Origin of the sequence: Halomonas sp. G11, from assembly GCF_001663515.1 — a bacterium.
Taxonomy (GTDB): domain Bacteria; phylum Pseudomonadota; class Gammaproteobacteria; order Pseudomonadales; family Halomonadaceae; genus Vreelandella.
On the sequence record NZ_LYXG01000023.1, the window covers coordinates 262,791 to 288,876 of the forward strand.

At 57.3% G+C, this 26,086-nt stretch carries 23 protein-coding genes and 4 tRNA genes; 18 read left to right on the top strand and 9 right to left on the bottom strand.

Translation table 11 applies throughout. The annotated features are described in order from the left end of the window. Position 1: 1 nt before the first annotated feature. Positions 2 to 277 (bottom strand): GrxA family glutaredoxin, encoded by a 276-nt coding sequence (locus ADS46_RS12115; protein ID WP_066320490.1) that lies wholly within the window; start codon positions 275 to 277, stop codon positions 2 to 4. Positions 278 to 472: 195 nt separating this feature from the next. Here ADS46_RS12115 and ADS46_RS12120 point away from each other — a divergent pair, with 195 nt between their 5' ends. Then, positions 473 to 1,243 (top strand): 3-hydroxybutyrate dehydrogenase, encoded by a 771-nt coding sequence (locus ADS46_RS12120; protein WP_066320494.1) that lies wholly within the window; start codon positions 473 to 475, stop codon positions 1,241 to 1,243. Positions 1,244 to 1,283: 40 nt separating this feature from the next. Here the strand turns inward: ADS46_RS12120 and ADS46_RS12125 are convergent, their stop codons facing one another. From ADS46_RS12125 to ADS46_RS12135, 3 genes are read right to left on the bottom strand one after another with little or no spacing between them, the layout of a single operon-like run. Then, positions 1,284 to 1,823 (bottom strand): response regulator transcription factor, encoded by a 540-nt coding sequence (locus ADS46_RS12125; protein ID WP_066320496.1) that lies wholly within the window; start codon positions 1,821 to 1,823, stop codon positions 1,284 to 1,286. Between the two features lie 40 nt (positions 1,824 to 1,863). Continuing rightward, positions 1,864 to 3,132, bottom strand: a complete 1,269-nt coding sequence (locus ADS46_RS12130; RefSeq protein WP_066320497.1) for an ATP-binding protein — start codon at positions 3,130 to 3,132, stop codon at positions 1,864 to 1,866. Between the two features lie 5 nt (positions 3,133 to 3,137). Continuing rightward, positions 3,138 to 3,554: a hypothetical protein gene (locus ADS46_RS12135; protein WP_066320499.1), complete on the bottom strand. Its 417-nt coding sequence runs from the start codon at positions 3,552 to 3,554 to the stop codon at positions 3,138 to 3,140. A 167-nt stretch (positions 3,555 to 3,721) separates the two neighbouring features. On the opposite strand from ADS46_RS12135, the gene pyrC reads away from it, so the two are divergent. Continuing rightward, the gene (gene pyrC / locus ADS46_RS12140) at positions 3,722 to 4,756 is read left to right on the top strand and encodes a dihydroorotase (protein WP_066320500.1); all 1,035 of its coding nucleotides are present in this window, start codon (positions 3,722 to 3,724) and stop codon (positions 4,754 to 4,756) included. On the opposite strand, the gene mtnN is transcribed toward pyrC, so the two are convergent. Together mtnN and folD are read right to left on the bottom strand one after the other, a co-directional pair. Further along, entirely contained in the window at positions 4,749 to 5,456 is a 708-nt protein-coding gene (gene mtnN / locus ADS46_RS12145) for a 5'-methylthioadenosine/S-adenosylhomocysteine nucleosidase (RefSeq protein ID WP_066320502.1), read from the bottom strand. The two genes, pyrC and mtnN, sit on opposite strands and share 8 nt — an antisense overlap. Before the next feature lie 42 nt (positions 5,457 to 5,498). Continuing rightward, positions 5,499 to 6,362 carry a bifunctional methylenetetrahydrofolate dehydrogenase/methenyltetrahydrofolate cyclohydrolase FolD gene (folD, locus tag ADS46_RS12150; protein WP_066320504.1) on the bottom strand — a complete coding sequence of 288 codons (864 nt, stop codon included), beginning with the start codon at positions 6,360 to 6,362 and terminating at the stop codon, positions 5,499 to 5,501. Positions 6,363 to 6,566: 204 nt separating this feature from the next. Here folD and ADS46_RS12155 point away from each other — a divergent pair. The 4 genes from ADS46_RS12155 (at position 6,567) to ADS46_RS12170 (ending at position 7,050) form a co-directional block, all read left to right on the top strand. Further along, positions 6,567 to 6,643, top strand: a tRNA-Pro gene (locus ADS46_RS12155). An 87-nt stretch (positions 6,644 to 6,730) separates the two neighbouring features. Then, a tRNA-Arg gene (locus ADS46_RS12160) sits at positions 6,731 to 6,807 on the top strand. Between the two features lie 52 nt (positions 6,808 to 6,859). Further along, positions 6,860 to 6,934: transfer RNA gene (locus ADS46_RS12165), tRNA-His, on the top strand. Between the two features lie 41 nt (positions 6,935 to 6,975). Further along, positions 6,976 to 7,050: transfer RNA gene (locus tag ADS46_RS12170), tRNA-His, on the top strand. Positions 7,051 to 7,163: 113 nt separating this feature from the next. On the opposite strand, the gene amt is transcribed toward ADS46_RS12170, so the two are convergent. Then, positions 7,164 to 10,541, bottom strand: coding sequence for an ammonium transporter (gene amt / locus ADS46_RS12175; protein WP_066320506.1), 3,378 nt, complete (start codon positions 10,539 to 10,541; stop codon positions 7,164 to 7,166). A gap of 324 nt (positions 10,542 to 10,865) precedes the next feature. Here amt and ADS46_RS12180 point away from each other — a divergent pair, with 324 nt between their 5' ends. From ADS46_RS12180 to ADS46_RS12195, 4 genes are all read left to right on the top strand, one after another. After that, positions 10,866 to 12,107 (top strand): NAD(P)/FAD-dependent oxidoreductase, encoded by a 1,242-nt coding sequence (locus tag ADS46_RS12180; protein ID WP_066320508.1) that lies wholly within the window; start codon positions 10,866 to 10,868, stop codon positions 12,105 to 12,107. Between the two features lie 72 nt (positions 12,108 to 12,179). Beyond that, complete coding sequence (locus tag ADS46_RS12185) at positions 12,180 to 12,389, top strand: putative motility protein (protein WP_066320510.1); 210 nt, start codon at positions 12,180 to 12,182, stop codon at positions 12,387 to 12,389. A 258-nt stretch (positions 12,390 to 12,647) separates the two neighbouring features. Then, positions 12,648 to 14,237: a peptide chain release factor 3 gene (locus ADS46_RS12190; RefSeq protein ID WP_066320511.1), complete on the top strand. Its 1,590-nt coding sequence runs from the start codon at positions 12,648 to 12,650 to the stop codon at positions 14,235 to 14,237. Positions 14,238 to 14,257: 20 nt separating this feature from the next. Next, complete coding sequence (locus ADS46_RS12195; protein WP_066320512.1) at positions 14,258 to 15,034, top strand: TatD family hydrolase; 777 nt, start codon at positions 14,258 to 14,260, stop codon at positions 15,032 to 15,034. A 7-nt stretch (positions 15,035 to 15,041) separates the two neighbouring features. Here the strand turns inward: ADS46_RS12195 and ADS46_RS12200 are convergent, their stop codons facing one another. Further along, positions 15,042 to 16,004, bottom strand: coding sequence for a YgfZ/GcvT domain-containing protein (locus ADS46_RS12200; RefSeq protein ID WP_066320515.1), 963 nt, complete (start codon positions 16,002 to 16,004; stop codon positions 15,042 to 15,044). A gap of 210 nt (positions 16,005 to 16,214) precedes the next feature. Between ADS46_RS12200 and ADS46_RS12205 the strand changes: the two genes are divergently transcribed. From ADS46_RS12205 to ADS46_RS12235, 7 genes are all read left to right on the top strand, one after another. Then, positions 16,215 to 16,412 carry a hypothetical protein gene (locus ADS46_RS12205; RefSeq protein ID WP_066320516.1) on the top strand — a complete coding sequence of 66 codons (198 nt, stop codon included), beginning with the start codon at positions 16,215 to 16,217 and terminating at the stop codon, positions 16,410 to 16,412. Then, positions 16,412 to 16,819, top strand: coding sequence for an OsmC family protein (locus ADS46_RS12210; protein WP_066320517.1), 408 nt, complete (start codon positions 16,412 to 16,414; stop codon positions 16,817 to 16,819). Before ADS46_RS12205 ends, ADS46_RS12210 begins: the two co-directional genes overlap by 1 nt. A gap of 27 nt (positions 16,820 to 16,846) precedes the next feature. After that, entirely contained in the window at positions 16,847 to 18,871 is a 2,025-nt protein-coding gene (gene uvrB, locus ADS46_RS12215; RefSeq protein ID WP_066320518.1) for an excinuclease ABC subunit UvrB, read from the top strand. A gap of 3 nt (positions 18,872 to 18,874) precedes the next feature. Next, the gene (gene nei / locus ADS46_RS12220; RefSeq protein WP_066320519.1) at positions 18,875 to 19,702 is read left to right on the top strand and encodes an endonuclease VIII; all 828 of its coding nucleotides are present in this window, start codon (positions 18,875 to 18,877) and stop codon (positions 19,700 to 19,702) included. 174 nt (positions 19,703 to 19,876) lie between these two features. After that, positions 19,877 to 21,382 (top strand): fumarate hydratase, encoded by a 1,506-nt coding sequence (locus ADS46_RS12225; protein WP_066320520.1) that lies wholly within the window; start codon positions 19,877 to 19,879, stop codon positions 21,380 to 21,382. 115 nt (positions 21,383 to 21,497) lie between these two features. Next, positions 21,498 to 22,916, top strand: coding sequence for a cardiolipin synthase (gene cls / locus ADS46_RS12230; RefSeq protein WP_066320521.1), 1,419 nt, complete (start codon positions 21,498 to 21,500; stop codon positions 22,914 to 22,916). A gap of 55 nt (positions 22,917 to 22,971) precedes the next feature. Next, entirely contained in the window at positions 22,972 to 23,889 is a 918-nt protein-coding gene (locus ADS46_RS12235; RefSeq protein WP_066320522.1) for a LysR substrate-binding domain-containing protein, read from the top strand. 16 nt (positions 23,890 to 23,905) lie between these two features. Here ADS46_RS12235 and ADS46_RS12240 read toward each other — a convergent pair whose 3' ends face one another. Continuing rightward, the gene (locus ADS46_RS12240; RefSeq protein ID WP_066320523.1) at positions 23,906 to 25,009 is read right to left on the bottom strand and encodes a bifunctional nicotinamide-nucleotide adenylyltransferase/Nudix hydroxylase; all 1,104 of its coding nucleotides are present in this window, start codon (positions 25,007 to 25,009) and stop codon (positions 23,906 to 23,908) included. Positions 25,010 to 25,164: 155 nt separating this feature from the next. Between ADS46_RS12240 and ADS46_RS12245 the strand changes: the two genes are divergently transcribed. Continuing rightward, entirely contained in the window at positions 25,165 to 26,073 is a 909-nt protein-coding gene (locus ADS46_RS12245) for a YihY/virulence factor BrkB family protein (RefSeq protein ID WP_066320524.1), read from the top strand. The last annotated feature ends 13 nt before the right edge of the window (positions 26,074 to 26,086 follow it).

Consider the following 26,086-nt stretch of genomic DNA (forward strand, 5'->3'; position numbering starts at 1 on the left):
GTCAGGCAGTCGAGGAGGTGCTCAGTAGCTGGCGGTCGCGAACGAACTGGTCGAACTCACTGAAGCCGCCGACATGCTGCTGATCGACAAAGACCTGGGGCACCGTATGAATCGGCTTGCCTGCGGTTTTGGCAATATCGTCTTTACTGACGCCCTCAGACGGCATGTCGACGTAGCGGTAGCCTTCGATGCTGCCCGCCTGTTCCAACTGCTCAGCAAGCTGCTTGGCGCGAACACAGAACGGGCAGGAAAGGCGCCCAAAAATGACCACAAACATACATGACTCCTTTGTCAGTATTAAAACGAAGACGCATTGTGAATCAACCGGCCAACGTTATCCAATAGGGGGACGCTAAAAAGGTTATTGAGTCACGTTATCATCTGCGTCTGCTACCGAAGGGGAGCAGTGAAGCGGTAATCAATCAGCTAGACTGACCCAGTAAGTACATTCACTTGATCAACAGGATTTGCCATGACGACGACAGCAGTGACCCCTCGTGTTGCCTTGGTTACCGGCACCAGCAGCGGTATTGGCGAGGCAGTGGTCAAACACTTTTGTGAATTGGGCCATCAGGTATTGGCGGTAGATTTCAATCCCGAGGGTAAAACGATTGCCGAGGCAGCAGGGGCTGCGTTCTACCAGGCGGATTTAACCGACCCGGAAGCCTGTCGCGGCGCCGTTGCGGAGGCGGTCAAACGCTTTGGCGGCGTGGATATCCTGGTCAACAATGCCGGGATTCAGCATGTGGCGGCCATTGAAGACTTTCCTGAAGCCAAATGGCGTCACATTATCGACTTGATGCTGACGGCCCCTTTCCTGCTGACCCAGGCCGCCTGGCCGCACATGCGTGAAAAGGGCTGGGGGCGGATCGTCAATATTGCGTCGATTCATGCCCAGGTGGCCTCGCCGGGCAAGGCGGCTTATATCAGTGCCAAGCACGGCATGATCGGGCTCACCAAAACGGCCGCGTTGGAAGGCGGTGAACAGGGGATTACGGCGAACGCGATATGCCCGGCTTACGTGAAGACGCCGCTGGTCGATAACCAGATTGCGGATCAGGCCAAGCTGCATGGCATGGGTGAGCAGGAAGTGATTGAAAATATCATGCTCAAGAACGCCGCTGTAAAACGCCTGATCGAGCCGAGTGAAGTGGCGCAACTGGTCGCCTACATGGCCTCGGATGCAGCAGGGGCGGTGACCGGGGCGAGCTGGAATATCGACCTGGGCTGGACCGCCCATTAATTCGCGCTGCATTAGCCCACAGGCGTAGACAGACAGCGGGCTAGTGGCGCACAGGGCGCTTTTGCAGTTTGCGCTGCAGTGTTCGGCGGTGCATGCCGAGCGCCCTGGCAGTGGCCGAGATATTGCCATCGTGCTCCTGCAAGACCTTCTGGATGTGTTCCCAGGTAATGCGATTGATGGAAGGTGGGTTATCAGCCACTTCAATATTGGGGTCGCCCTGGGACCGTTCGAACGCGGTCAGTACATCGTCAGCGTCGACCGGTTTGCATAGATAATTGACGGCCCCCAGCTTGATGGCTTCCACGGCGGTCGCAATGCTCGAGTAGCCGGTCAATACGACCACATGACAGTGCGGAACGACTGCCAGCAGGTCGGGCAATAACTTGAGCCCCGATGAATTTTCCAGCTTCAAGTCGAGGGTGGCCATGGTGGGCATATGTTGAGCTGCAAGTGCCAGGGCCTGGTCCGCATCATTGGCCACGATGACCTCAAAGCCGCGCCGGGTGAGCGAGCGACTTAGCACATGGCAAAACATCTCGTCGTCGTCGACGATCAATAACCGCTGGTTGGGTGTTTGCATGATGACCTCAATGAATCACTAACGAGAGGCGGCACAGCGCCTAGTCAGCACCAGCACGGGGTAGCGTGACTTCGGTTAACGTGCCGCCTTCAGGATGGTTATAAAGACTGACGCCCCCACCAAAACGATTGATAGTGGCGTGAGTTAAAAACAAGCCAATGCCCATTCCCTTGCTTTTTGTGGAAATGAACGTATCGCCCAACTGGTCGGCAATCGACATGGCAACGCCGGGGCCGTGATCACGAATATCGATCACGACGCGGTCTGAATGCCAATCCAGCCCGATGGCGACGCCTTCGGGGTTGGCGTCCGCGGCGTTATTGAGCAGATTGGTGAGTGCCTGATCGAGGGTGGCGTCTACGGCCAGCCAGGGCCGTCCACGGCGGCCAGCAATGTCCAGTCGGTGACTGACATCGGGCCGTAATACCAGCCAGCGTTGGACAACACCGCTTAGCCAGGTTTCGGCGTCGAGCACTTCCGGTTCTGCCATGCGCCGCCGGTCTGCCTGACTGACGAGGTGCTGCAGGCGGGATTTGCAAATATCCACCTGCTGACGCAGCAATTCGATATCTTCCTGACGCTCCGGGTCATCCTTGGCTTCTTGCTGCATGTCCTTGAGCAGTACCGCCATGGTGGACAGCGGCGTGCCCAATTCATGCGCGGTGCCTGCCGCCTGGGTGGCAACGGCCAGCACTTGCTCGTTGCGCAACGCCGCTTCGCGGGTGCGGGAAAGCGCCTGGTCGCGACGTCTCAAGGCATGGGCCATTTTATAGATGAAAAAAGTGACCAGCCCTGCGGACATGCCGAAATTCACCCACATGCCCAAGACATGGAGGCTCAGCGGGCTGCCACTGTTGATATGCCCCAATTGGGGGATGGGATGGTAGTCAATCATCAAGAAGCTATAGGCGGCCATGGCGCAGCCGGCAATGATCCAGGCATGACGCCAGGGCAGGGTAGCGGCCGCAATGGTAATCGGTACCAGGTAGTAGGTGATGAAGGGATTGGTGGATCCCCCGGAAAAATAGAACAGCAGCGTCAGGCCCACCACATCGGCGAGCAGGTGTAGCAAGTACTCAAGGTGCTGGACGGCACGTGGCCGTCCCAGCCGCCACCAGGTGGCAATGTTGAGCAGTCCCATCGCCAGAACGACGCTGACCACCTCAGGGACGGGCAGCTCAAACGAGAGGAACTTGACGCCCACGATGATGGCAATTAAAAAACCCGTCCAGGTAATGCCCCTGACAATGGTCAATCGGACCAGGTTGCGGTTCGGGGTCGATAACGGTAGCGGGAGCTCGGTTGGCATGTGGCTCACCTGGCGGTGGATTTAAAGCGATGAATCAGGAATTTAATAAACAGCGTCATGACGTAAGTTAACCATCCCGCCGTGGCCACAATATTGAATACCAGCATCTTGGGGGGCAGCCAGGCGCTGCCCAGCAGGCCCTCAATCATGATGTGGAAAAACATCGCGATAAGCACCGGCAGCGCCAGCAGGTGAATCCACATATCGGTCCGTCGTTTGCGCACATGATAACGCCGCAGCAGGTAGCGAAGCGGCCGGTGCGCCCAGCTGAAAAATGCCAGTGTGGCGATGATCAGCAGCATGGTGACAGTCGCTTCGGTGCTGCCGTAATACGCAGAAAACGACACCGACCACGCCAGTGCGAGCCACAGCAAGCCTTCGAGGCTGGCAATAATGTCGGCGTTTCGCCGGACCTTCTGCATAACGTGTATCCTTTGACCAACCAGTGATAATTATCATACGCCACATCGAGTCAGCTGTGGATGAATGGCACTCGATTTAACCTGATGGCGTATCCGGTATACTGCTGTTCGAGGCGCTGGGCGCCCATTTCATTGACTGCGATAACTGACGACGTACAGGATCTTCCGTGGACGCTATTACTTTGACCCGGCCAGACGACTGGCACCTCCACCTGCGCGATGGCGAAGCACTGAAAGCGGTCGTGGGCCATTCCGCTGCCCAGATGGGGCGCGCAATCATTATGCCGAACTTGACGCCGCCGATCACCACGACCGAGCAAGCTGTCGCTTACCGTGAGCGGATTCTGGATGCGCTGCCTGCCGGTAGTTGCTTTGAACCGCTCATGACATTGTATCTGACAGATACCACACCGCCGGAAGAGATCGCGCGGGCGGCCAGTAGCGGCATCGTCCACGCCGTCAAGCTTTACCCGGCAGGCGCGACCACCAACTCTGCCTCTGGGGTGACGGATCTGACGCGCTGCGATGCGACCATTGCCGCGCTTGCCGAAGCAGGCATGCCGTTGTTGATGCATGGTGAAGTCACCGACGCGGCCATTGATATCTTTGATCGCGAGGCGGCGTTTATCGAGCGCGTACTGACACCGCTTTTAGCGCGCCACCCAGGGTTGAAAGTGGTGTTCGAACATATCACGACACAGCAAGCCGCCGAGTTCGTTGCCCAGGCACCCGATACGGTGGCCGCGACGATTACCGCGCACCACCTGTTATTCAATCGCAATAAAATGCTGGTCGGGGGTATTCGGCCGCACTATTACTGCCTGCCCATTCTCAAGCGCGAAAGGCACCGTCAGGCCCTATTGAAAGCGGCGACCAGCGGCAGCGGGAAGTTCTTTCTGGGCACCGACAGCGCTCCCCATGCGCAAACTGCCAAAGAGTCAAGCTGTGGTTGTGCGGGCGCTTACACAGCCTCCACGGCGATAGAGCTTTATGCGAGGGCGTTTGACGAAGTCGGGGCGCTGTCGGCGCTGGAGGGGTTTGCCAGCCTCAACGGACCGCGCTTTTACGGGCTGCCGCCCAATGGCGATACGATTACCTTGTCGCGGAGCCCGCAAAGCGTCCCCGCCAGCTACCCCTATGCCGATGGCGAGGCGATCATTCCGCTGCTGGCGGGGGAGACGCTCGACTGGTCAATCAGCTAGCGCCTAAAGTGAGGAGCATCTGGTCGACCATGCGCGAGGAATGGTCGGCAGCCACATCCAGGAATTGCTCGAAGGACAGGTGGTTATCGCCGCTGCCGGGAATATCGGATAGCGCGCGGATAACCACGAACGGGCATTGGTAAAGGTGGCATGTCTGGGCAATAGCGGCGGCTTCCATTTCCACCGCCAGCATGCCGGGGAACAAGGCGCGTGTGGCATCGACCCTGGCCGGGTCGGCCATGAAGGCATCGCCAGTGGCGATCAAGCCTTCACGCACCTTGACCTCGCCCAGTGTCTTGATGGCTCCCTGAGCCACTTTGCGGAGCGCTTTATCGGCCAGATAAGCCGCGGGCATGCCGGGGACCTGGCCCATTTCGTAGCCGAAGACCATGGCGTCGACGTCATGGTGGCGAACTTCGTCGGAAATGATGATATCGCCGATATGCAGGTCGCTGGCGAACCCGCCGGCTGAGCCGGTGTTGATCACCGCGTCAGGTTGATGGCGCTCTAAAAGTAGCGCAGTGCCCACCGCGGCGTTCACTTTGCCAATACCCGATTGCAGGATTGTCACATCGAGGCCATGGCGTGTGCCGCGATGAAAGATAAACCCAGCGTGTTCATAACGCTCCGGGTTTTCGAGCTGGGACGCCAGGATCCTGACTTCCTGCGCCATGGCGCCGATGATGCCGATACGCTTCACTATGTTGTTTTCCTATCCATCAGAAGAAGATAAACAGCGCGGTTAGCTGTCAGATTGGTCGTGCTGTTCAGCGGCCGCCAGGGTGTTTTCCAGCAGGGTAGCGACGGTCATCGGTCCTACGCCGCCAGGGACGGGGGTGATCAGGCTGGCGCGTTCGGCGGCCGCGGTGAAGCCGACATCCCCCTTCAGCTTGCCGTCTTCCTGGCGATTGATACCCACGTCAATCACCACGGCACCGGGTTTGATCCAGTCACCTTGCACGATGCCGGGCTTGCCGACGGCAACCACGACAAGATCGGCACGTCGGACATGTGCTTCCAGATCCCTGGTAAACCGGTGGCATACCGTGGTGGTGGCGCCGGCAAGCATCAGCTCCAGTGCCATGGGCCGCCCGACGATGTTAGAGGCGCCGACGACGGTGGCATCGAGACCGCGGACCTTGACGTCACTGTGTTCGAGCAGCGTCATGATGCCTTTTGGCGTACAGGGGCGAAGGGCAGGCATGCGCTGGGCGAGCCGACCAATATTGAAGGGGTGAAAACCATCGACGTCCTTGTCGGGTCGAATTCGTTCGAGTATCGGTTCGGCGTCGAGCGCGTCGGGCAAGGGGAGCTGGACAAGAATGCCGTCGACGGTAGGGTCGTCATTTAACTGGTCAACCAGCGCTTCCAGTGTCTGCTGGGAAGTATCGCTGGGCAGGGCGTGCTGAAAGGAAAGAATGCCTGCCTGTTCACAGGCGCGGTGCTTATTGTTCACATAGACTTGTGAGGCGGGGTCGTCTCCTACCACCACAACCGCAAGTCCGGGTGCTCGTTTACCTGCCTGCTGGCGGGCAGCTACCTGTTGAGCAACATGCTGACGGACATTGGCGGCGATAGCTTTGCCATCGATGAGTTGGGCGGTCATGTAAAGAAATCCCCGTAGAGGTTGAAGGGCGAACTAAAGACACGAGTGTTAACCAAAGGTCTGCCGTTGCCAATTTTCGCATGATGGGGCAGTCAGGCAAAGTGCCAGGGTAAGTTGTCAGCTTGATGGTTGACTTTAAAATTAAAAACAGTAATATATGCCTCGCTTGAGACGGGCCAGGCGGCAGCGTTTAGGCAATGAAATCGGGGTGTAGCGCAGTCTGGTAGCGCGCCTGCTTTGGGAGCAGGATGTCGGGGGTTCGAATCCCTCCACCCCGACCACGTCTAACGCGAAAGGTAGTTTTGCTTTTCCAGGCGATGGTTGTGGTCAAGTGCTCATCAATGTCTCTGTTCACAGATATTATATGTGCGCTCATAGCTCAACCGGATAGAGCAACGGCCTTCTAAGCCGTAGGTTGCAGGTTCGAATCCTGCTGGGCGCGCCATTTGTACCAGTAGCGATCAGCCTCGAAATCTCGTCAGTTGCAGTTGTCAATGGTGGATGTAGCTCAGTGGTAGAGCCCCGGATTGTGGCTCCGGTGGTCGTGGGTTCGATCCCCATCATCCACCCCAGTGACAGCACAGCAATCAGCAGTTCCCTTCTACAGGTTATGGTGGATGTAGCTCAGTGGTAGAGCCCCGGATTGTGGCTCCGGTGGTCGTGGGTTCGATCCCCATCATCCACCCCATTAACCTCTTTTCTGTTTTACCCGCTTACCCTCATTCATCTTTATCTTCTCTCCCGTTTTGAACTTCCCAATGGTTTCTCCCATCCGGGAATTTTCAAGGCGTCACTTGTTGGTCAACGTGGCATCACCTTGATGGGCTGTCCGCCTACCTGGGTAAGTGAGCCGGGGTGTCCGAGTAAATAGCCTTGCGCATAGTCAATGCCAAGGGTCTTCAGCGTATCCAGGGTTTGCTGCGTTTCGACGAATTCAGCAATGGTTTCTATATTGAGCGCTTTGCCCACGGCGTGAATGGCTTCAACCATCGCTCGATCTATCGGGTCTTCATGGACATGGCGAATGAAATGCCCGTCGATTTTTAAATAATCAACGGGCAGCTGTTTCAAGTAGCTAAAGGAAGACAGCCCCGTGCCAAAATCATCCAGCGCAAACCGGCAGCCCAGTTGTTTAAGCGTGTGGATGAGCTCGATCACGCTGGAAAGTTGTGCAATGGCCGCGCTTTCGGTGATTTCAAAGCAAAGGCTGCCCTTGGGCAACCGGGCATTTTGCACCTGGGTGATCAGGTCCCGGCAGAATTCGCCATCGGACAGCGACGCGCCCGAGAGGTTGACCCCCCAGCAGCCCCAGGCAGTGTCGGGGGCTGAGCGGGTAATATCGGACAGCCATGCCAGGGTGTTGCGGACCACCCAGCGGTCAATGCGCGGCATAAAGTGGTAGCGCTCGGCAGCCGGTAGAAAACTGCCTGGTGTGATCAGGCTGCCGTCTTCCTCCAGGCGTAAAAGTATTTCCTGGTAGGCGGGGCGTCTGGCGCAGACAGCTTCGATAGGTTGCGAGAAGAGTCGGAAATGATCATTGTCGAGCGCGTTCTGCAAGCGCTGTACCCAGCGAAGCTCACCGTCGCGTTCGAGTACCGAATGGTCATTGGCCTGGTAACAGTGAAGTCGGTTGCGTCCTGCCTCCTTGGCGGTGTAGCAGGCGGCATCGGCAGCGTGCAGGGCATCGGTTAACTGCATGTGGGCATCACTCAGAACGACCAGCCCGATGCTGACGCCAATACCAAAGGTGTGCTCCTGCCAAGCAAAGCGATAGTTTTCGATATCGCAGCGGATGGCATCGGCGATTTGTCTGGCCTGATCCATAGGGCAGTTGGGCAGTAACAGGGCAAACTCGTCGCCACCAAGGCGGGCGACGGTATCGCTGCTGCGGACATAAGCCTGCAGTTTTGTGGCCACCTGGCGGAGAAGCTCATCACCGGCGATGTGGCCGCAGGTATCGTTGACGATCTTGAACTGGTCAAGATCCAGATAGCATAAAACGTGACTGCCTTCCTGGCCATCGAGCAACTGGCTCAGCGTTGTTTCAAATGCTCGACGGTTGATTAGCCCTGTCAGGTTGTCGTGGCTGGCCTGGTAGTTAAGCTGGTCGGCAAGTTGGCGAGTGATGCTGACGTCCTGGAAGACGGCCACTGCGCCCAACGTAATGCCGCTGCGCGAGCGAATCGGGGCGGCACTGTGTTGAATGGGCGTTCGCTGTCCGTCGCAGTGCTCAAGCCAGCCGTCGTCCGTGGAATGAATGGCGCGATGCTGGGTGAGCACCTGGCGCGCCGGGTTGCTCAGTAGACTGCCGGTTTTGTCGTCAATGAGGCGATAAATCGACTGGATCGGTTTTTCACGAGCCTCGCGAAGGTGCCAGCCGGTCAGCCGCTGGGCTTCGCTATTCATGAACGTGATCAGGCCGCTGGCATCGCAGGTGATGACGCCATCGCCAATCGAGGCCAGGGTCGTTCTGGCCAGGTCCCGCTCGCGGTTTAGCTGTTCCTGCAGACGCTTGCGTTCGGTAATGTCGCGCACCATGCCGGAACGTTCCGAGTCCGAGCCGCTGGCCCCTTCGCTGATCTGGACTTCCAGATAGCGGACTTCCTGAGTGGCGGAGCGCAGCTTGATTTCGTGGCGTTCACCCGGCGCAAGGTTGGTGCGCTCCAGCAAGCGGCTGACAGGGGTGCCTACCATCTGCTCGGCTTGAACGCCAAACAGTTGCTCCGCCCCGGGGTTGAGGCTGGTGAGTATCCCGTTGGCCTGCCAAGTAAGCACGCCGTCACGCAGGTTGTGAAGCATCACCCGGGTATGGCCGATAGCGCTTTCCAGGGCCGCTGCGACCCGGTTGTAGCCTGCGGCAATCTCGCCCACTTCAGAAAAAGGGTCTGCCTCGATGCGCTGGCGCATGTCGCCCTGTTGTTCATGGCGGCGCATGTGTTCGAGCAATTGGGTCAGTTCGTTATGGGTGCCGTGTTCGGCGAGGTTTAAGCCCATTTTTTCATCTTCAGGGCTAACCCGAAACGGAAAATAGCGCCCGGAGATACGAAACAGCAGCCACGCAATGCCAAAGCTCCAGAGTCCACAGATAACGACGCCCAGCAACTGCACACCGGCCTGTTCCGCCGTGCCCAGCCCAGTTCCCAGCGCCTCGGGGTCGGCTATCCAGGGCAGAGCGAGTGTGCCCCAAATGCCGGGAATCAAATGCGCCGGAATAGCGCCTACAGCATCATCGATGCGGTGGTTGAGCAGCCATTCGCTGGTGATCACCATCAGAACACCGCTGACAGCCCCGAGCCCCAGTGCTGCCGACATCGACACTGCATGGGCACCTGCGGTAACAGCGACCAATCCGGCAATGGCGCCGTTGATGGCATACATGACGTCTGCATAGCGGCGGGCTCGCCAGCCCATCAGCATGGCGGATAGAATGCCCCCGGCGGCGCCCAGGACCGTATTGGCGAGAATGCCGGGTACCTGGCCGTTGATGGCCAGCGTGCTGCCGCCGTTGAAGCCAAACCAGCCGAGTATCATGAACAGCGCCCCTAGCATGGCAAGGGGCAGGTTGCCCGCCGGGAAGGCGGTGGGGGGGTGGTTTTGGTTGAAGCGTCCCTGGCGAGGGCCGATGGCGAGAACGGCCGCAAGCGCGACCCAGCCCCCCACGCTGTGAACGACGGTGGAACCTGCAAAATCCACAAACCCCAGCGAAGCGAGCCAGCCGCTTTCGCCTCCCAGTAGGCCGCCCCATGCCCAGTGCCCGAATACGGGGTAGATGAGCAGCGCTATCCAGAGGGCGGTCCAGAGGTAGGCAAAAAACGGCATTCTCTCGGCGACGGCGCCTGCCACAATGGTCGCCGCGGTAGCGCAGAACATGGCTTGAAAGATGAATAGCGTGATTACCCAGCTGGATGCTGAGTTGAGCTGCCACCCGAACAGGCTTGTGCCCAGCCAGCCGCTTTCCGAGACGCCGAACATCAACCCGAAGCCCACCAGCCAGAAGACGCTCAGTGCAATGGCAAAATCCGCAATATTTTTCATTGCGACATTGATGGCGTTTTTGCTGCGGGTTGTGCCCGCTTCCAGGCATAAAAAACCCGCCTGCATGACAAAGACCAGTGCGGCTGCCCATAATACCCATAGTGTATCGAGCAGTTCTGTATCGATGATGGGGGTAAGTGGCATGGTGGCATCCTTGTTCTTTTTTGGTGCGCTGTTAGCTCTATTTGGGTGCATGGCGCACGGCGAAGCGTGGTTAAGGCGGCGCTGAATTAGCGCCTTTTGCCCTAATGATGGTCCTCGCGGTAATAAGGCAAAGCAATTGCTGTGCCGTAATACCGGACGCTTTCGGTTTTTTTGTCTTTGGCGATATTAATTTCTGATATTTTGATTAAAAACAGTTTTTTAGACTGTATTAATGCTTCTTTATCAGTGCTATTTTTTAGGTAACTAGGCGTGCGGTGTGACTGACCTGCGTGTCGTGCAATTTGTCGATGGGAGGGTGTTTCAATGTCGCGTCATGCGGTGGTGTTAGGGGCAGGTATGGTAGGTGTCAGCATTGCATGGCATCTGCAGCAGCGGGGGATTCAGGTCACTCTGATGGACCGACGCCAGCCAGGCCGGGAAACCTCCTTTGGCAATGCCGGTATTATCCAGCGTGAAGCGGTAAAGCCCTACCCCTTTCCTCGCGATTTGAAAACCATCCTGAGCGTGCTGCCCAATCGACGCGTGGATATTCGCTATCGTACTGGCGGTATGCTGGAGGCGGCGTCGCCGTTATTGAGTTATTGGCATCATTCCTCGCCGCGTCGCTACCGCCAGATCGTGCCGGAATATGCCTCCTTGATTCAGTTGTGTCTTAAAACCCATGGACCGATGATCGAGGCCGCGGGTGCCGAGGACCTGGTGCGTCGCCAAGGCTGGCTGGAGATATATCGAACGCCTGAGAAGCTGGCCAAGCGCGCGAAAGAGGCCGAAGAAATGCGGGACCTCTACGATGTGCAATTTCAGGTGTTGGATCGAAAGGCGTTGCTAGACAGGCAGCCTGGCCTTGGCGATGACATCATGGGGGCCATTCACTGGCTTGATCCCTGGACAGTCGCTGATCCTGGCGCGTTGGTGGCCGCGTATGCGGCATCATTCGTCGCCAATGGCGGTCAGATTGTGCAAAGTGACATTCAGTCGGTTACCCAGCGTGAAGCACAATGGTGTGTGACCACCAGTGATGGAGAGGTGGCCGCAGACGATGTCGTAATGGCGCTGGGACCCTGGTCAGGCGAGTGGCTCAAGGGCTTGGGATACCGCTTCCCGACCTTCGTCAAGCGGGGCTATCACATGCATTATGCCACTCAAGCACCGGCTCGGTTGCAGTACTGGTTGATGGATGCCGAGGTAGGCTACTTGCTGGCGCCCATGAATGCCGGTATTCGGCTGACCACCGGTGCCGAGCTGGACCGCCTTGAGTCACCGGCTGATGAAGGCCAGCTAAGCGCGGCGGAAAGCGCTGCACGGCGTATTTTTCCGCTGGCTGAGCGTCTTGATGAAGCCGCCTGGAAGGGCGCACGCCCGTGTCTTCCGGATATGAAGCCGGTGATTGGCCCTGCGCCTCGGCATAAAGGCCTCTGGTTGGCCTTCGGACACGGTCATCAAGGGTTTACCCTGGGGCCGGCAACGGGCTACCTGCTTGCTGACATGATGGAAGGCAAGACGCCCGCCATCGATATGGCGCCCTTCAGGGCCGAGCGTTTTTAGATGGCATGTTTTGCGTGTTGCCGCACCATTTGCTAGTCTTCTGGTATATTCGTACTACATTGAGGTGATCATATGGATGTAGCCGTCAGCAATGCGGTCAGCACAGCGCTCTACATGAACCAGGCCCAGAGTGCTGAGCAGGCTCAAATGCAGGTGTTCAAGGAAGCATTGGATACGCAGGCCCAGCAGGTGACTGACATCATGGCGTCCGCCGATACCGGTGCACAGCCTGATCTGGCAAAAGAGGGCACCGTGGGAACTCAGGTCAACACCTTCGCCTAACATTCATTTGGTTAGCGACAGCTTTGAAAAAAACGCCGGTCTCCCGGCGTTTTTTTATGGCCGTTTATCCGCGTCTGGCTCCTTTCCATGGTGCGCGCTGTTCAGGACAGGAAGCTGCGCTTCTAACCCGTCCCAAAACCGTCCTCTTGTGGCCCAAGATTGTCTGCGAGGGTACAATTGCCAGCAATGCCATATAGCTCGGCCGCTGACACTTGGCATCTATGTGTCTGGCTGAGTACACGCTAATGATGAGGCCCGATGAAAGATACCCAATTAGCCCAGGAAGCCGGGCTTAGAAGAACCTTTGCTATCATTTCCCACCCTGATGCCGGTAAAACGACCATTACTGAAAAGATGCTGCTGTTCGGCAATGCCATCCAGCTGGCCGGTTCGGTGAAAAGCAAGCGTAATGACCGTCATGCCACCTCGGACTGGATGAAAATGGAGCAGGAACGGGGCATCTCGGTGACAACCTCCGTGATGCAGTTTCCCTACGGAGGACGCATCGTTAACCTGCTTGATACGCCAGGTCACGAGGATTTCTCTGAAGATACCTACCGTACCCTGACAGCGGTGGACTCTGCCCTGATGGTGATTGACGGCGCTAAAGGCGTCGAGGACCGGACCATCAAGCTGATGGACGTCTGTCGTCTGCGCACCACGCCGATTCTGACCTTCATCAATAAAATGGACCGCGATATCCGTGACCCTATCGAGGTGATGGACGAAGTCGAGACGGTGCTCAATATCCAGTGTGCGCCCATGACATGGCCCATCGGCATGGGACGGCATTTCCGTGGGGTGTATCACCTGTACAACGATGTGGTTCATCTCTACACCCAGGGCCAGGGCAGTCGCATCCCCGAGGACAAGCGTATCGAGGGGCTGGATAGCCCCGAGGTAGATGAAGTGCTGGGTGAAGAGCAGGCCGAGGAACTGCGCATGGAAGTCGAGCTGGTGCGCGGCGCATCCCATGAGTTCGACCTTGACGCCTATCGCCGTGGGGAATTGACGCCCGTCTACTTCGGAACCGCGATGGGTAACTTTGGCGTTCGCGAAATGCTGGATGGCTTTGTTGAATATGCCCCAGCCCCCCAGCCCCGGGAAACCGATGTGCGGGATGTCCCGGCTGACGACCCTCGTTTTACGGGCTTCGTGTTCAAGATCCAGGCCAATATGGATCCCAACCACCGCGATCGTATCGCTTTCCTGCGGGTGTGCTCGGGCAAGTACGACAAGAACATGAAGATGCGCCATGTGCGTATCAACAAGGATGTCAAGATTGCCGACGCGCTGACGTTCATGGCCTCCGACCGCTCCCAGGTGGAAGAAGCCTGGCCTGGCGATATCATTGGCCTGCACAACCATGGCACCATCCAGATTGGCGATACGTTTACCGTGGGCGAGAATATGCGCTTTACCGGTATTCCACACTTTGCGCCGGAGCTTTTCAAACGCGTGCGCTTGAAAGATCCGCTTAAAATGAAAGCCTTGCAGAAAGGCCTGCAGCAGCTCTCGGAAGAAGGCGCTACCCAGGTCTTCATGCCGATCGACAACAATGACCTGATCCTGGGGGCCGTGGGGACGCTGCAGTTTGACGTGGTGGCGCACCGCTTGAAGGAAGAATACAAGGTGGATTGCCTGTATGAAGCCGTCAATGTGCAGACGGCCCGCTGGGTGTATTGTGAAGATGCCAAGATGCTGGAGGAGTTCAAGCGCAAGGCAAGCGCCAACCTGGCGATCGATGGCGGGGGCTACCTGACCTACATCGCGCCGACCCGCGTCAACCTGCAGATGACCCAGGAGCGCTGGCCGGACATTCGCTTCCAGCCGACACGCGAGCACTAGCCTGGCAATACGAGGCGACCATGCTGATTGATGCCCACTGCCATCTTGATTTTGCGGAGTTCGATCCTGATCGTGATGCGGTCATGGCAGCCGCGAGAGGCGTGGGGGTCAAGCACTTCATCGTGCCGGGGACGACCTGCGCCCGTTGGCAAGCCGTGCTGGCGCTTGGGCAGCAACATCAGGATGTCAGCGTATGCGCGGGCCTTCATCCTTACTTTATGGATGAACACCGTGACCAGGATCTTGCCCGATTGGAGTGCTTGCTGAATGAGCGTTCCGAGCTGGTTGCCGTCGGCGAGTGCGGGATTGATGCACGCTTCGACGCTACGCTCGATGCCCAGTGGGCGTACTTTGATGCCCAATTGACCTTGGCCAAGCAGCATGCGTTGCCGGTGGTCGTGCACTGTGTCAAAGCCAACGACACCGTCGCCAAACGGCTTCGCCAGCGCACGCTTTCCAGAACCGGGTTGATCCATGCCTTTGCCGGGTCTTACGAACAGGCCAGGAAATTTGTGGATCTCGGTTATGTCCTGGGGTTGGGCGGCGCGGCGACCTATCAGCGGGCAAAGCGCTTGCACCGCGTTATCAGGGCATTACCCGATGACAGCTTTGTGCTGGAAACGGACAGCCCCGATATGCCGCTCAGTGGCTACCAGGGCCAGCGCAATGAACCCTGCCGGGTGAGCGACGTCTGCGATGTCGTGGCAACATTACGCGGACAAACACGCGAGCATGTTGCCGCCATCAGCAGCGCCAATGCTGCCCGTCTGTTTCGACTACCCTTTGCCGTCGATTAACCAGCCTTCAATTGGCCAGGCCCATGGCGAGTTGCTCGGGGTCGAGCCGTTCGATAGGGTAGGGAAGGTCAAGCAGTGTCAAGCGGGTCTCCCCGATATAAACGGGCATGGCCTCTTCCATCACCTTGGTATTCATGACAGCCAGAAGCTCGATGCTGCCTGTTTCGCTCACGGCGTTGTTAACGACTTCGCCGACGGCCTTGCTGGCTTCATTGATGACCGTGTCCCCGGTTGTCGGCGCCTCGCTATTCGCAAGTTCAGCGCGCACCAGACGTTTTTTTACCTGACCGCGGAAATGGGCCCGGGCAACGACTTCCTGACCGGTATAACAGCCTTTTTTAAAGCTGATCCCACCAAGCGCTTCCCAGTTGAGCATCTGCGGCAGGAAATGGTCCTGCTGTGCCTCGGTCAACCATGCCAGGCCGCTGCGAATGTCGGCCAGTTGCCAGGCCGCCCGGCCGCCTTCATCGTCAAGGGCCTCGATCAGGGTGTCGTCTTCCAGACAGAACAGCCAGCGTGGTGTATCGCCCGGATAACACAGCACGCTGGCGTGCGGGTTTGCGGATTGAGTGCCTGGCGCCTTGGGCAAGGGGAGATCCAGCGTTTCCGCGATTGAGCGGGCATTTTCTCCAGCGCCGACCAGCGAGAGCTCGGGAAGCGGGGTCAACTCCGCTTTATAGAAAGCAGCAAATTTTTTCAAATGGCTGGTCAGCGTTTCCAGCAGCGACTCGCTGAGAAGTAGCCGATAATGACTGTCGCCTATCTTCATCAGTTGAGCATTCGCCAGCATGCGCCCCTTTGGCGTGCAGAAACAGGTGAGCGGCGCAAAGCGCCCGTCGGCCAGGCTAACCTGAGCGCTGGTTTGCCCTTGCAAGAATTTCTCGGCATCGGGGCCCTGGATATCCAAGGCCGCCAGGTGGTGAAGGCGAATACCGCTGTTAAGGGCATCGAGAGAGGGAACGGTCGCCATGACAACTCCTGTTGAAGGGGTGGCTGAATCGTGATGCGAATCAATATTACCTTAAGTGTGGGCGATGGGCCGCGATTGCAAGGTCCCCGCCGCATGCTAGACTCGTTGTCTGTATCAGTTTTGCATAGGACAATATCAATCCGCTCGGAGAGCCAATAATCGTTGGCATTGACCCGTGACAGTACAATGTATTTGAAACAAGGCTAGCCAATGGCACAGCAATCATTAACCTTTCACGGGGTCAAATCCGCTGAACAGGTCAATCAGATTACCACCGCGCTGATGATGCTCGACGGCGTGGACAGCGCTGAAGTGGGCCGCTATGGCGCTGAGGTGGACGGCCGGGTAAAGCGTGAAGCGCTCATCAAGGCCGTTGAAAAGCTCAACCTGGGCATAAAGGTAACATGATGCACAAGCCGATTACGGTGATCAGTGAGCGCAACAGCGTCTTTCGTCAGCGCGTTGAAGTCGACGGCCTTGAGGATCTGGCGGCGGATGTGCCGCCCGTAGTGGGGGGAGACGGCAGCGCGCCAGACCCCCACGACTACTTCGATATCGCCTTGGGTACCTGCAAGGCCATTACGGTACAGATGTACGCCAAGCGGAAGCAATGGCCCCTGGAAGGCATTACCGTCACTGTTCAGCGCGATGATAGCCAGGAAACGAAAGGCGTTTACAAGCTGGCAGTGACGATGACATTTCACGGCATTGACGATGCCGAGCAGCGTGCCCGGCTGGAAGATATCAGCCATCGCTGCCCCATCCAGCGGTTGATGACCACATCGACCGTGGAGATTACGACGAGCGCCACGTAGCTCGCCTTACCCTGATCAGGAGCGAAGATGAGCAAGGATTTCCGGTTGCAGTCGAAGTTTGAGCCCGCAGGCGACCAGCCCAACGCTATCAAGGGCTTGGTGAGTGGTCTTGAGTCGGGACTTGCCCATCAAACGCTGCTCGGTGTCACCGGCTCGGGGAAAACCTTCACCATGGCCAATATCGTCGCGCAACAGCAGCGGCCGACGATTGTCATGGCGCCCAACAAGACGTTGGCGGCGCAGCTTTATGGTGAGTTCAAAGCGTTTTTCCCGGACAACGCCGTTGAGTACTTCGTTTCCTACTACGATTACTACCAGCCGGAAGCCTATGTGCCGTCGTCGGACACCTTTATTGAAAAAGATGCCTCCATCAACGACCACATCGAGCAGATGCGCCTGTCGGCGACCAAGGCACTCCTGGAGCGCCGGGATGCGTTGATCGTCGTATCGGTGTCGGCCATCTACGGCCTGGGCGACCCTGACCAGTATCTCAAGATGCGCTTGCATTTTACCCGCGGCGAGTTGATCGACCAGCGTGCCTTCTTGCGCCGCCTGGCGGAACTTCAATACACCCGCAACGATATGGATTTTCGCCGTGGTACTTACCGGGTGCGAGGCGACGTGATCGATATTTTCCCGGCAGATGCCGAAGAAGAAGCCGTACGGGTGGAGTTGTTTGACGATGAAATCGACTCGATCCGGCTCTTTGATCCTCTGACGGGCGACGTGCGCGGGCAAGTCCCGCGCATGACCATCTACCCGAAATCCCACTATGTTACGCCCCGGGAAACGATCCTGGCTGCGATTGACGATATCAAGGCGGAGCTTAAAGAGCGTCTGGAGTGGCTGCGCAAGCACGAACGTCTGGTGGAGGCGCAGCGGCTCGAGCAGCGTACGCTTTACGATATCGAGATGATGCTTGAGTTGGGTTACTGCAACGGTATCGAAAACTACTCACGCTATTTATCGGGCCGCGCCCCCGGCGAGCCACCACCGACGTTTTTCGACTACCTGCCTGACGATGCGCTGCTGTTTATCGATGAATCCCACGTCAGCGTGCCCCAGGTAGGCGGTATGTACAAAGGCGACCGGTCGCGCAAGGAAACGCTGGTGGAATACGGTTTCCGCCTGCCATCTGCACTCGATAACCGGCCGATGAAGTTTGAAGAGTGGGAAGCCATTTCGCCGCAAACGATTTTCGTCTCGGCGACACCGGGCCCCTATGAAGCCGAGCATGCAGGCCAGGTGGTCGAGCAGGTCGTGCGGCCGACGGGGCTGCTGGATCCTGAAATTGAAGTGCGTCCTGCAAGCACTCAGGTCGATGATTTGCTCTCCGAGATCGGACTTCGCACGGAAGTGGGCGAACGGGTATTGGTGACCACGCTCACCAAGCGCATGGCAGAAGATCTGACCGAATACCTGGACGAGCATGGTATCCGCGTTCGTTATCTGCACTCGGATATCGATACCGTCGAGCGGGTGGAAATCATTCGCGACCTGCGGCTGGGTAAATTCGACGTGCTGGTGGGGATCAACCTGCTGCGAGAGGGGCTGGATATCCCGGAAGTCTCATTGGTTGCCATTCTCGATGCCGATAAAGAAGGCTTCCTGCGTAACGAACGCTCATTGATCCAGACCATTGGCCGCGCCGCGCGTAACGCCCAGGGTAAAGCCATCCTTTACGGCGACCGGGTTACCGATTCCATGCGCAGGGCGATGGATGAAACCGAGCGTCGGCGTGACAAGCAGAAGGCCCACAACGAGGCCCATGGTATCACCCCCACCACGATTACACGTTCGGTGACCGATATCATGGAAGCTGCGCAGGCCCCAGGCAAGAAAAGCAACCGTAAGCGTGGCAGTGATCGCAAGGTGGCCGAGAGTGCTGCCGAGTACGATACCGCCAGCATGGACAAGCACGATTTCCTCGCCGCGATCAGCAAAATCGAGGATGCCATGTTTGAAGCGGCGCAAAATCTCGAGTTCGAGGAAGCGGCACGCCTGCGTGACCAGTTGCACAAGATGAAAGAAAAACAGCTGGCGCTAGGGTAGGGCATGCCTGAAGGTCCAGAAATCCGCCGTGCGGCAGATCGTATTGAGCAGCAGATAGGCGGCCGGGTGGTTGACGATGCCTGGTTCGCCTTCCCCGAACTTGCCGAGCAGGCAGCGTCGCTGATTGGGGTGCGGGTTTTGCGGGTAGACACCCGGGGCAAGGCAATGCTGATTGGGTTCGCCGATCAGCGCGTGCTTTACTCCCATAATCAGCTTTATGGGGTTTGGAAACTGCACAAAGAAGATAAGCCTCCCAGTACCCGGCGCTCGCTGCGCGTTCGATTAACCACAGAAGGGCGCTGCGCCAGTCTCTATAGCGCGTCGGATATTTCACTCTGGCATGAAGATAATCTCGCCGAGCATCCTTTTTTGTCCCGGCTCGGGCCTGACCTGCTGAGCCAGGCGGTGACGCCACTGCAAGTTCAGCAACGTTTGAGCCTCAAGCAATTTCATCGGCGCAGCCTGGGGGCATTACTACTCGACCAGGGTTTTGTCGCGGGGTTAGGCAATTATCTGCGCTCGGAAATTCTCTTCTACGCCCAGTGCCACCCCAAACAACGCCCCGTTGATTTAACCGAGCAACAGCGCCAACAACTCGCCGTTTGCATTATCGAAACGACCCGTCAGGCCTACGAGCAGGCGGGTGTTACCAATAAACAGTCCTGGATTGAGCAGGCCATTGCCGTGGGTGAACCGCGCCGCCAATGGCGATTCAGCGTTTTTGAACGGGCGGGACTTGGCTGCCATCGCTGCGGCCAGGTTATCGAACGCATGATGGTCGGCTCCCGGCGGCTGTATTGGTGCCCGGGCTGTCAAAGCAATACACCATAATTTATACCGTTATCTTATTATTGAAAGAACTAAAACCTGCTATTCCCTGATTCTATAACGTTGGTGTTACTGCCGGGGTAATGCCAATACGGTATAATGTTTTCAGCCAAAAGGCCGCTATTCCAATAACCGCTTAGGCCACCGATAAGACGATAACCGAGGAGCAGTTTGTCCATGACCGTGATTCGCCAGGACGACGTGATTCAAAGCGTTGCCGATGCACTGCAGTACATCTCTTACTACCATCCCAAAGACTTTATCGATGCCATGGCGGCAGCTTACGAGCGTGAAGAAAACCCCGCCGCCAAGGATGCCATCGCCCAGATCCTGATCAATTCACGGATGTGTGCCACCGGCCATCGCCCGATTTGTCAGGATACCGGTATCGTCACCGTGTTCGTTCATGTGGGCATGAAGGTGACCTGGGACGCGGAAATGAGTCTGGATGACATGGTCAATGAAGGGGTGCGTCGCGCTTATCAGCTCCCTGATAATATCCTGCGGGCGTCTGTCCTGGCGGACCCTGATGGCAAGCGCCAGAATACCAAGGACAACACCCCGGCGATTATCCACCACAAACTCGTGCCGGGCGATAAAGTCGATATTCATGTGGCGGCCAAGGGCGGCGGCAGCGAGGCAAAATCCAAGTTTGCCATGCTCAACCCCTCTGACAGCGTGGTGGACTGGGTGATGGAGCAACTGCCTAAAATGGGTGCAGGCTGGTGTCCGCCGGGCATGCTGGGCATTGGCATTGGTGGTACGGCGGAAAAGGCCATGGAAATTGCCAAAGAGGCACTGCTGGACCCGATCGATATCCAGGACCTGCAGGCACGTGGGGCCAGCAATCGTGCCGAGGAGCTGCGCCTGGAGCTGTTCGACAAGGTCAATAAAAGTGGCATTGGCGCCCAGGGGTTGGGCGGTTTGACCACCGTGCTGGATATCAAGGTCAAGGATTACCCGACCCACGCAGCGAATAAGCCGGTTGCCATCATTCCCAACTGCGCCGCCACTCGCCATGCCCACTTCACGCTGGATGGCTCGGGTCCCGTGGCATTGCCTGCTCCCAAGTTGGAGGACTGGCCGGAAATTACCCGTGAGGCAGGCGACAACGTCAAACGTGTCAATCTGGATACGGTGACACCCGAAGACGTCAAGACCTGGCAGCCCGGCGATACACTCTTGTTGAACGGCAAGCTGTTGACCGGGCGTGATGCGGCCCACAAGCGTATGGTGGATATGATTGCCAAGGGCGAACCCTTACCAGTCGATATGAAAGGGCGGTTTATCTACTATGTGGGCCCGGTAGACCCGATCGGGGACGAAGTCGTAGGCCCCGCAGGCCCCACTACCGCCACCCGTATGGACAAGTTCACCCGTACCATGCTCGAAGAAACAGGCCTGCTGGGCATGGTCGGCAAGGCCGAGCGTGGGCAGGAAGCCATTGACGCCATTCGCGATAATCAGGCGGTTTACCTGATGGCGGTGGGCGGTTCGGCGTATCTCGTTGCCCAGGCAATCAAGAAGTCTCGCGTGGTTGGCTTCGAGGATCTCGGCATGGAAGCTATTTATGAGTTCGAAGTAGAAGACATGCCGGTTACCGTTGCCGTGGATAGTGCAGGGACCTCGGTTCACCAGACCGGGCCTGCCAAGTGGAAGGACATTATCGCCCAGACGGCTTGAATGTCGTAACGGATAACGGGTTCCAGGCGATAAAGGCTCTGCCAGTGGCGGGGCCTTTATCCATGTTCAACCGGCGCATCGCAATGGAATTGACACCCATAATGAGGACACCACTATGACCTCGTGGTTGCTAGGGACCAGCATCTTGTTGATCTATGCGCTGGGGATTGTTTCAGCGATTATGGCGTTGATGTCCAGTCGGACCTCTCAGGGGGCGGTCGCCTGGATTATTTCACTGCTCACCTTTCCTTATGTGGCCGTACCCGCCTATTGGCTATTTGGCAGGCCGCGGTTTTATGGTTATGTCACGGCCCGCGGGGTGCGTGACAATATATTGCGCCGCATGCTGGTGCGTTATCGTGCCAACATTGATCCTTACAGCGTTTCAGCCAAAAGCGCTGACATTAAAGCCGTTGAGCAGTTAGCCATGATGCCGATGACGCAGGGGAATCAGGCAACCTTGCTGATTGACGGCAAGGAAACGTTCGAAAGCCTGTTTGCCGGTATCGAGCGTGCACAGCGCTATATCCTTCTGCAATTCTTCATCGTCCGGGATGATCGCCTCGGGCGTCGATTGATGGGATACCTTCAGCAGGCTGTCCGGCGTGGCATCAATATTTACTTCCTCTACGACGAGATGGGCAGCCGAAAGCTCAACGATCGCTATTTAAATGATCTGGCGCAGTCAGGTATTGAAGTCAGTGCGTTTCGTTCTTCCAGGGGGCTGAAGCATCCTTTTCAGCTAAATTTCCGTAATCACCGCAAGGTGATGGTGGTCGACGGCCAGGAAGGTTGGCTTGGCGGGTTTAACGTCGGCGTGGAATATCTGGGCGAGGACCCGGATCGTGGCCCCTGGCGTGATACCCATCTCAAGCTTGAAGGCCCGAGTGTCCTGGGTCTTCAGGAAGCCTTCTGGGAAGATTGGCATTGGGCCACAGGGGAGGTCATTACCCTGGATTGGCAGCCCCTGAAGACCTTTGCCAGTAACCACCATGTGGTCGTGGTTCCCTCGGGGCCCGCAGATCGCCAGGATACGGCCAGCCTGCTGATACAGCAGGTGATTCAGAGCGCGGAAGAGCGGCTGTGGGTCACCAGCCCTTATTTCGTGCCGGATCAGGGCGTTCAGGATGCACTTCGGCTGGCCGCCATGCGGGGGGTTGATGTCCGGGTCATGATGCCTGAACGCCCCGATCATTTACTGGTTTTCCTGTCAGCCTTTTCATTCCTGCCCGACATGCTGCGTGCAGGCGTAAAAATATACCGTTATCTCCCAGGTTTTTTACACCAAAAAGTCATGCTCGTTGACAACAAGGCAGCAACCGTCGGTACGGTGAATATGGACAACCGTTCTTTCCGGTTGAATTTTGAAATTACCGCTTTTATGCCCAGCGCGTCGGTGGCCACTCAGGTTAGCTTGATGCTCGAGAATGATTTCGCAAGATGTCGTCGTATCAGTCTGGATGAAATTGCCCAGCGTCCCTGGTGGAAAAAAGTGGTCTCTCGGGCGGCCTATTTAACGGCGCCCATTCAGTAGCCTGACGGCTCGGTGACAGATCAATTCAAATAACTAGGGTGACAAGGAGTCGTTGGTGAACCTTGAAACAAAATGGCTGGAAGATTTTGTCGCATTGGCCAATACACGTAGCTTTTCGGCATCGGCAAGGCAGCGGCACGTGACACAGCCAGCGTTCAGTCGGCGTATCCGGGCGTTAGAGCAGGCGGTGGGGGTAACCTTGGTCGACCGTTCGACAACGCCGGTGGGCTTGACCTCAGAAGGCCAGCTGTTTCTGGTCACCGCGCGAAACCTTGTTGAACAGCTTACCGAATCGTTAGGCCATTTACGTGGGCTCTCGATTGCCAATGAGGCGCTGGATATCGTTGCCGCGCATTCGTTAGCGCTGAGCTTTTATCCCCCCTGGATATCAAGGTTGCAAAAAGGGCTCGGGGAGCTGCCTACCCGCCTGGTCGCCATGAATGTCGGAGAGGCGATTCACGTGCTGCGTGAAGGCAACTGTGACCTCATGTTGGCCTATTATGATCCCTTCGCCACCATGCAGTTGGATGCCGAAGTGTTCCCGTCTTTTTCGATCGGCAACGTCAATATGCTGCCCGTGTCATTACCCGATGCCCAGGGCAAGCCATTGTTTTCGCTTCAGCAGGACAGTTCAGTGCCCTATCTGGCTTATACGCAGGGGGCCTTTTTAGGCCGCAGTGTGCGCATGCTGCTGAAAAACGACCCGCTGCGCATGAAGCTGCGCACGGTTTATGAGACCGCCATGGCCGAGGGCTTGAAAGGCATGGTATTGCAGGGGGTGGGGGTTGCCTGGATACCTGATTTCTGCATCCGCGAGGAGCTCAAAAGCGGTCGTTTGGTGCGTGCCGCCGATGCCAATTGGGATATCCCGCTTGAAATACGGCTATATCGCTGTTCACTGGTCCACAAGCCTGGTGTCGAACGCCTGTGGCGACAAATGATGAAGCTGCCCCGGGACTTCCTGCAGGGATAAGCCCAGGTTTTTTGGACTAGTGCGATGGAGCGCTGCTGAAGTCGGCAGGCAGGCCGAGAAAATTTTGAATAATAAAAAAATGATCTTCAAACAGGCTGTCGGGTTGGAGGTCGGCAAGGGCGACCCAGCGGGCATGGTCGCCGCCCTTGACGGGTTTCAAGCGAGGCAGCTGCTGATCAGGGCGCAGGGCAAAGTAAAATGCTTCCGCCAGTGTTCGACCTCGCCAGCTGCGGTGGGGTTCGTCAAACAGGCGCTGCCCCCTCAATGAGCCTTTCAATACCGGCTCTGGCACCTTCAAGCGAATACGCTCACGCAATTCCCGCAGGCAGGCGTCAAGCAAGCGCTCATGGGGATTGATAAAGCCGCCCGGCAGCGCGAACAGCCCCTTACCCGGTGCTGCCGTCCGGCGCACCAGCAGCACATGCCCTGACTGGACCACCACGGCATTGACAGTGACAAAAATGGGCGGGTAGGGGGCCTGCTGCCAGGCTTGACGGTACTGGTCCAGCAGTTGCTGTTCTTCCAGCAGCTGTTCATAGTCGCTGCCCCGGCAAAAAGCTTGCACATGATCGACCACGCCGGGCGGTAGGTCGTGGTAGGCCCCTGTACTGAGGTAATCGTCGGTGGAGCCAGGCGAGCGGAATAAACGCTCACGGATCTGGCTCGCCGAAATGCCTTCGACCAAGGGGACACTCACCGACTCCCATTGCGGAAATAGTGACAGGTAGTAGCTGGATTGCCCCCGGCTAGCCCCTATAAGGCCGATCCGTGGCAGCCTGGCATTTGTCGGCGCGGTCAAATCCCGTACTTTACGCTGAACATCGCGAACCCAGACGTCGTTGTTGTAAAGCGCGTCCAGTAGCGGTGTGATTTCCAGTCGCTGGTTATCCTCCTCGTCAAAACCTGAACGCAACAGCATCTGCCGTTCATCAAAACGCCAGGGGTTACGCAGCGAGCGTGCCTGCCAGGATGAGCCGACCAACACGATGACCTGACGGGCTTGTTTCAGCGCCTCACGAATAACCGCCACATGGCCCAGGTGAGGGGGCTGAAAACGGCCAATAAAGACGAGGCAGTCAAACTCATACGCCTGGCTCGGGTGTGAGGCATCAGTTGGCATGCGAGGCCGTCCTTTGTCTGTAAGTCATGGCCCCGCATTATGGTGGGCTTGTCCAGGCGGCGCAATCTACCTCTGCAGCCAACGGTGTGATTGGGTATGCTGATTAAATTAGGCCATGGATAGTTGGACCTTTATCAATGGATTAGGGAGTTTTCATGCTTAAACGCAGTGCTTGTTTTTGGGGCAACGTGATCAGGGATTCAGCGTCATTATGGTTGAAGCGCAACGCCTTCAGCTATGCCGGTTCCCTGGCGTTTTACACCCTCTTCTCACTGGCGCCCACCATCATTATTGCGGTCACCGTCATCGGCCTTGTGCTGGGTGAAGAGGCGGCCCAGGGACAGATCGTGGCGCAACTGCAAGGCACTATCGGCCCTGATGCCGCAGCGGTGGTGGAGGAAGCCGTCGCTCAATCGCGCATTCAGGAGGCGGGAATAATGCCGACGCTACTCGGCGTGGGCGCACTTGTCGTGGGTGCCACGACGGTGTTTGCACAAATGCAGTTCTCGCTCAATACGATCTGGGGCGTCACCGCCAAGCCGACTGCTAACGGGGCGCTGGTGTTCATCAAAAATCGCATCCTCTCGTTGACGGTTGTACTGTCGATCGGATTTATATTGCTGGTTTCGTTAGTGTTGGGTGTGGCCATCCGAAGCGCCCTCGGCGCTGCAGATCAACTGCTGCCTTACATAGGCCTGCTGAGCCAAGTGGCCGAATCGCTGGTTTCCCTGTTGGTCGTTGCGCTGCTTTTCGCAACGATTTTCAAGGTCTTGCCCGATGTGGTGTTGAGTTGGCAGGATGTCCTGATAGGGGCGTTGGTGACAGCCGTATTATTTACCATTGGCCGGAGCGTCATCGCTGTCTATCTTGCTTATACGGCAACGGCTTCCACTTACGGTGCGGCGGGTTCTGTAGTGATGGTGCTGCTGTGGGTTTATTATTCATCTCTCATTTTGCTGTTTGGCGCCGCCTTTACGCGTTCGCTTCTGTTACGCAGAGGTCGGCCGTTGGTGCCACGCAATAGCGCTGTTGTTATCAAATATCAGGAACATGACGACGGTTAAAACAGGAGGCGAC

Coding starts and splice junctions, on each gene's coding strand:
- ADS46_RS12115 (WP_066320490.1), bottom strand. CDS start 277: ATGTTTGTGGTCATTTTTGGGCGCCTTTCCTGCCCGTTCTGTGTTCGC.
- ADS46_RS12120 (WP_066320494.1), top strand. CDS start 473: ATGACGACGACAGCAGTGACCCCTCGTGTTGCCTTGGTTACCGGCACC.
- ADS46_RS12125 (WP_066320496.1), bottom strand. CDS start 1,823: ATGCAAACACCCAACCAGCGGTTATTGATCGTCGACGACGACGAGATG.
- ADS46_RS12130 (WP_066320497.1), bottom strand. CDS start 3,132: ATGCCAACCGAGCTCCCGCTACCGTTATCGACCCCGAACCGCAACCTG.
- ADS46_RS12135 (WP_066320499.1), bottom strand. CDS start 3,554: ATGCAGAAGGTCCGGCGAAACGCCGACATTATTGCCAGCCTCGAAGGC.
- folD (WP_066320504.1), bottom strand. CDS start 6,362: ATGACCGCCCAACTCATCGATGGCAAAGCTATCGCCGCCAATGTCCGT.
- amt (WP_066320506.1), bottom strand. CDS start 10,541: ATGCCACTTACCCCCATCATCGATACAGAACTGCTCGATACACTATGG.
- ADS46_RS12180 (WP_066320508.1), top strand. CDS start 10,866: ATGTCGCGTCATGCGGTGGTGTTAGGGGCAGGTATGGTAGGTGTCAGC.
- ADS46_RS12185 (WP_066320510.1), top strand. CDS start 12,180: ATGGATGTAGCCGTCAGCAATGCGGTCAGCACAGCGCTCTACATGAAC.
- ADS46_RS12190 (WP_066320511.1), top strand. CDS start 12,648: ATGAAAGATACCCAATTAGCCCAGGAAGCCGGGCTTAGAAGAACCTTT.
- ADS46_RS12195 (WP_066320512.1), top strand. CDS start 14,258: ATGCTGATTGATGCCCACTGCCATCTTGATTTTGCGGAGTTCGATCCT.
- ADS46_RS12200 (WP_066320515.1), bottom strand. CDS start 16,004: ATGGCGACCGTTCCCTCTCTCGATGCCCTTAACAGCGGTATTCGCCTT.
- ADS46_RS12205 (WP_066320516.1), top strand. CDS start 16,215: ATGGCACAGCAATCATTAACCTTTCACGGGGTCAAATCCGCTGAACAG.
- ADS46_RS12210 (WP_066320517.1), top strand. CDS start 16,412: ATGCACAAGCCGATTACGGTGATCAGTGAGCGCAACAGCGTCTTTCGT.
- uvrB (WP_066320518.1), top strand. CDS start 16,847: ATGAGCAAGGATTTCCGGTTGCAGTCGAAGTTTGAGCCCGCAGGCGAC.
- nei (WP_066320519.1), top strand. CDS start 18,875: ATGCCTGAAGGTCCAGAAATCCGCCGTGCGGCAGATCGTATTGAGCAG.
- ADS46_RS12225 (WP_066320520.1), top strand. CDS start 19,877: ATGACCGTGATTCGCCAGGACGACGTGATTCAAAGCGTTGCCGATGCA.
- cls (WP_066320521.1), top strand. CDS start 21,498: ATGACCTCGTGGTTGCTAGGGACCAGCATCTTGTTGATCTATGCGCTG.
- ADS46_RS12240 (WP_066320523.1), bottom strand. CDS start 25,009: ATGCCAACTGATGCCTCACACCCGAGCCAGGCGTATGAGTTTGACTGC.
- ADS46_RS12245 (WP_066320524.1), top strand. CDS start 25,165: ATGCTTAAACGCAGTGCTTGTTTTTGGGGCAACGTGATCAGGGATTCA.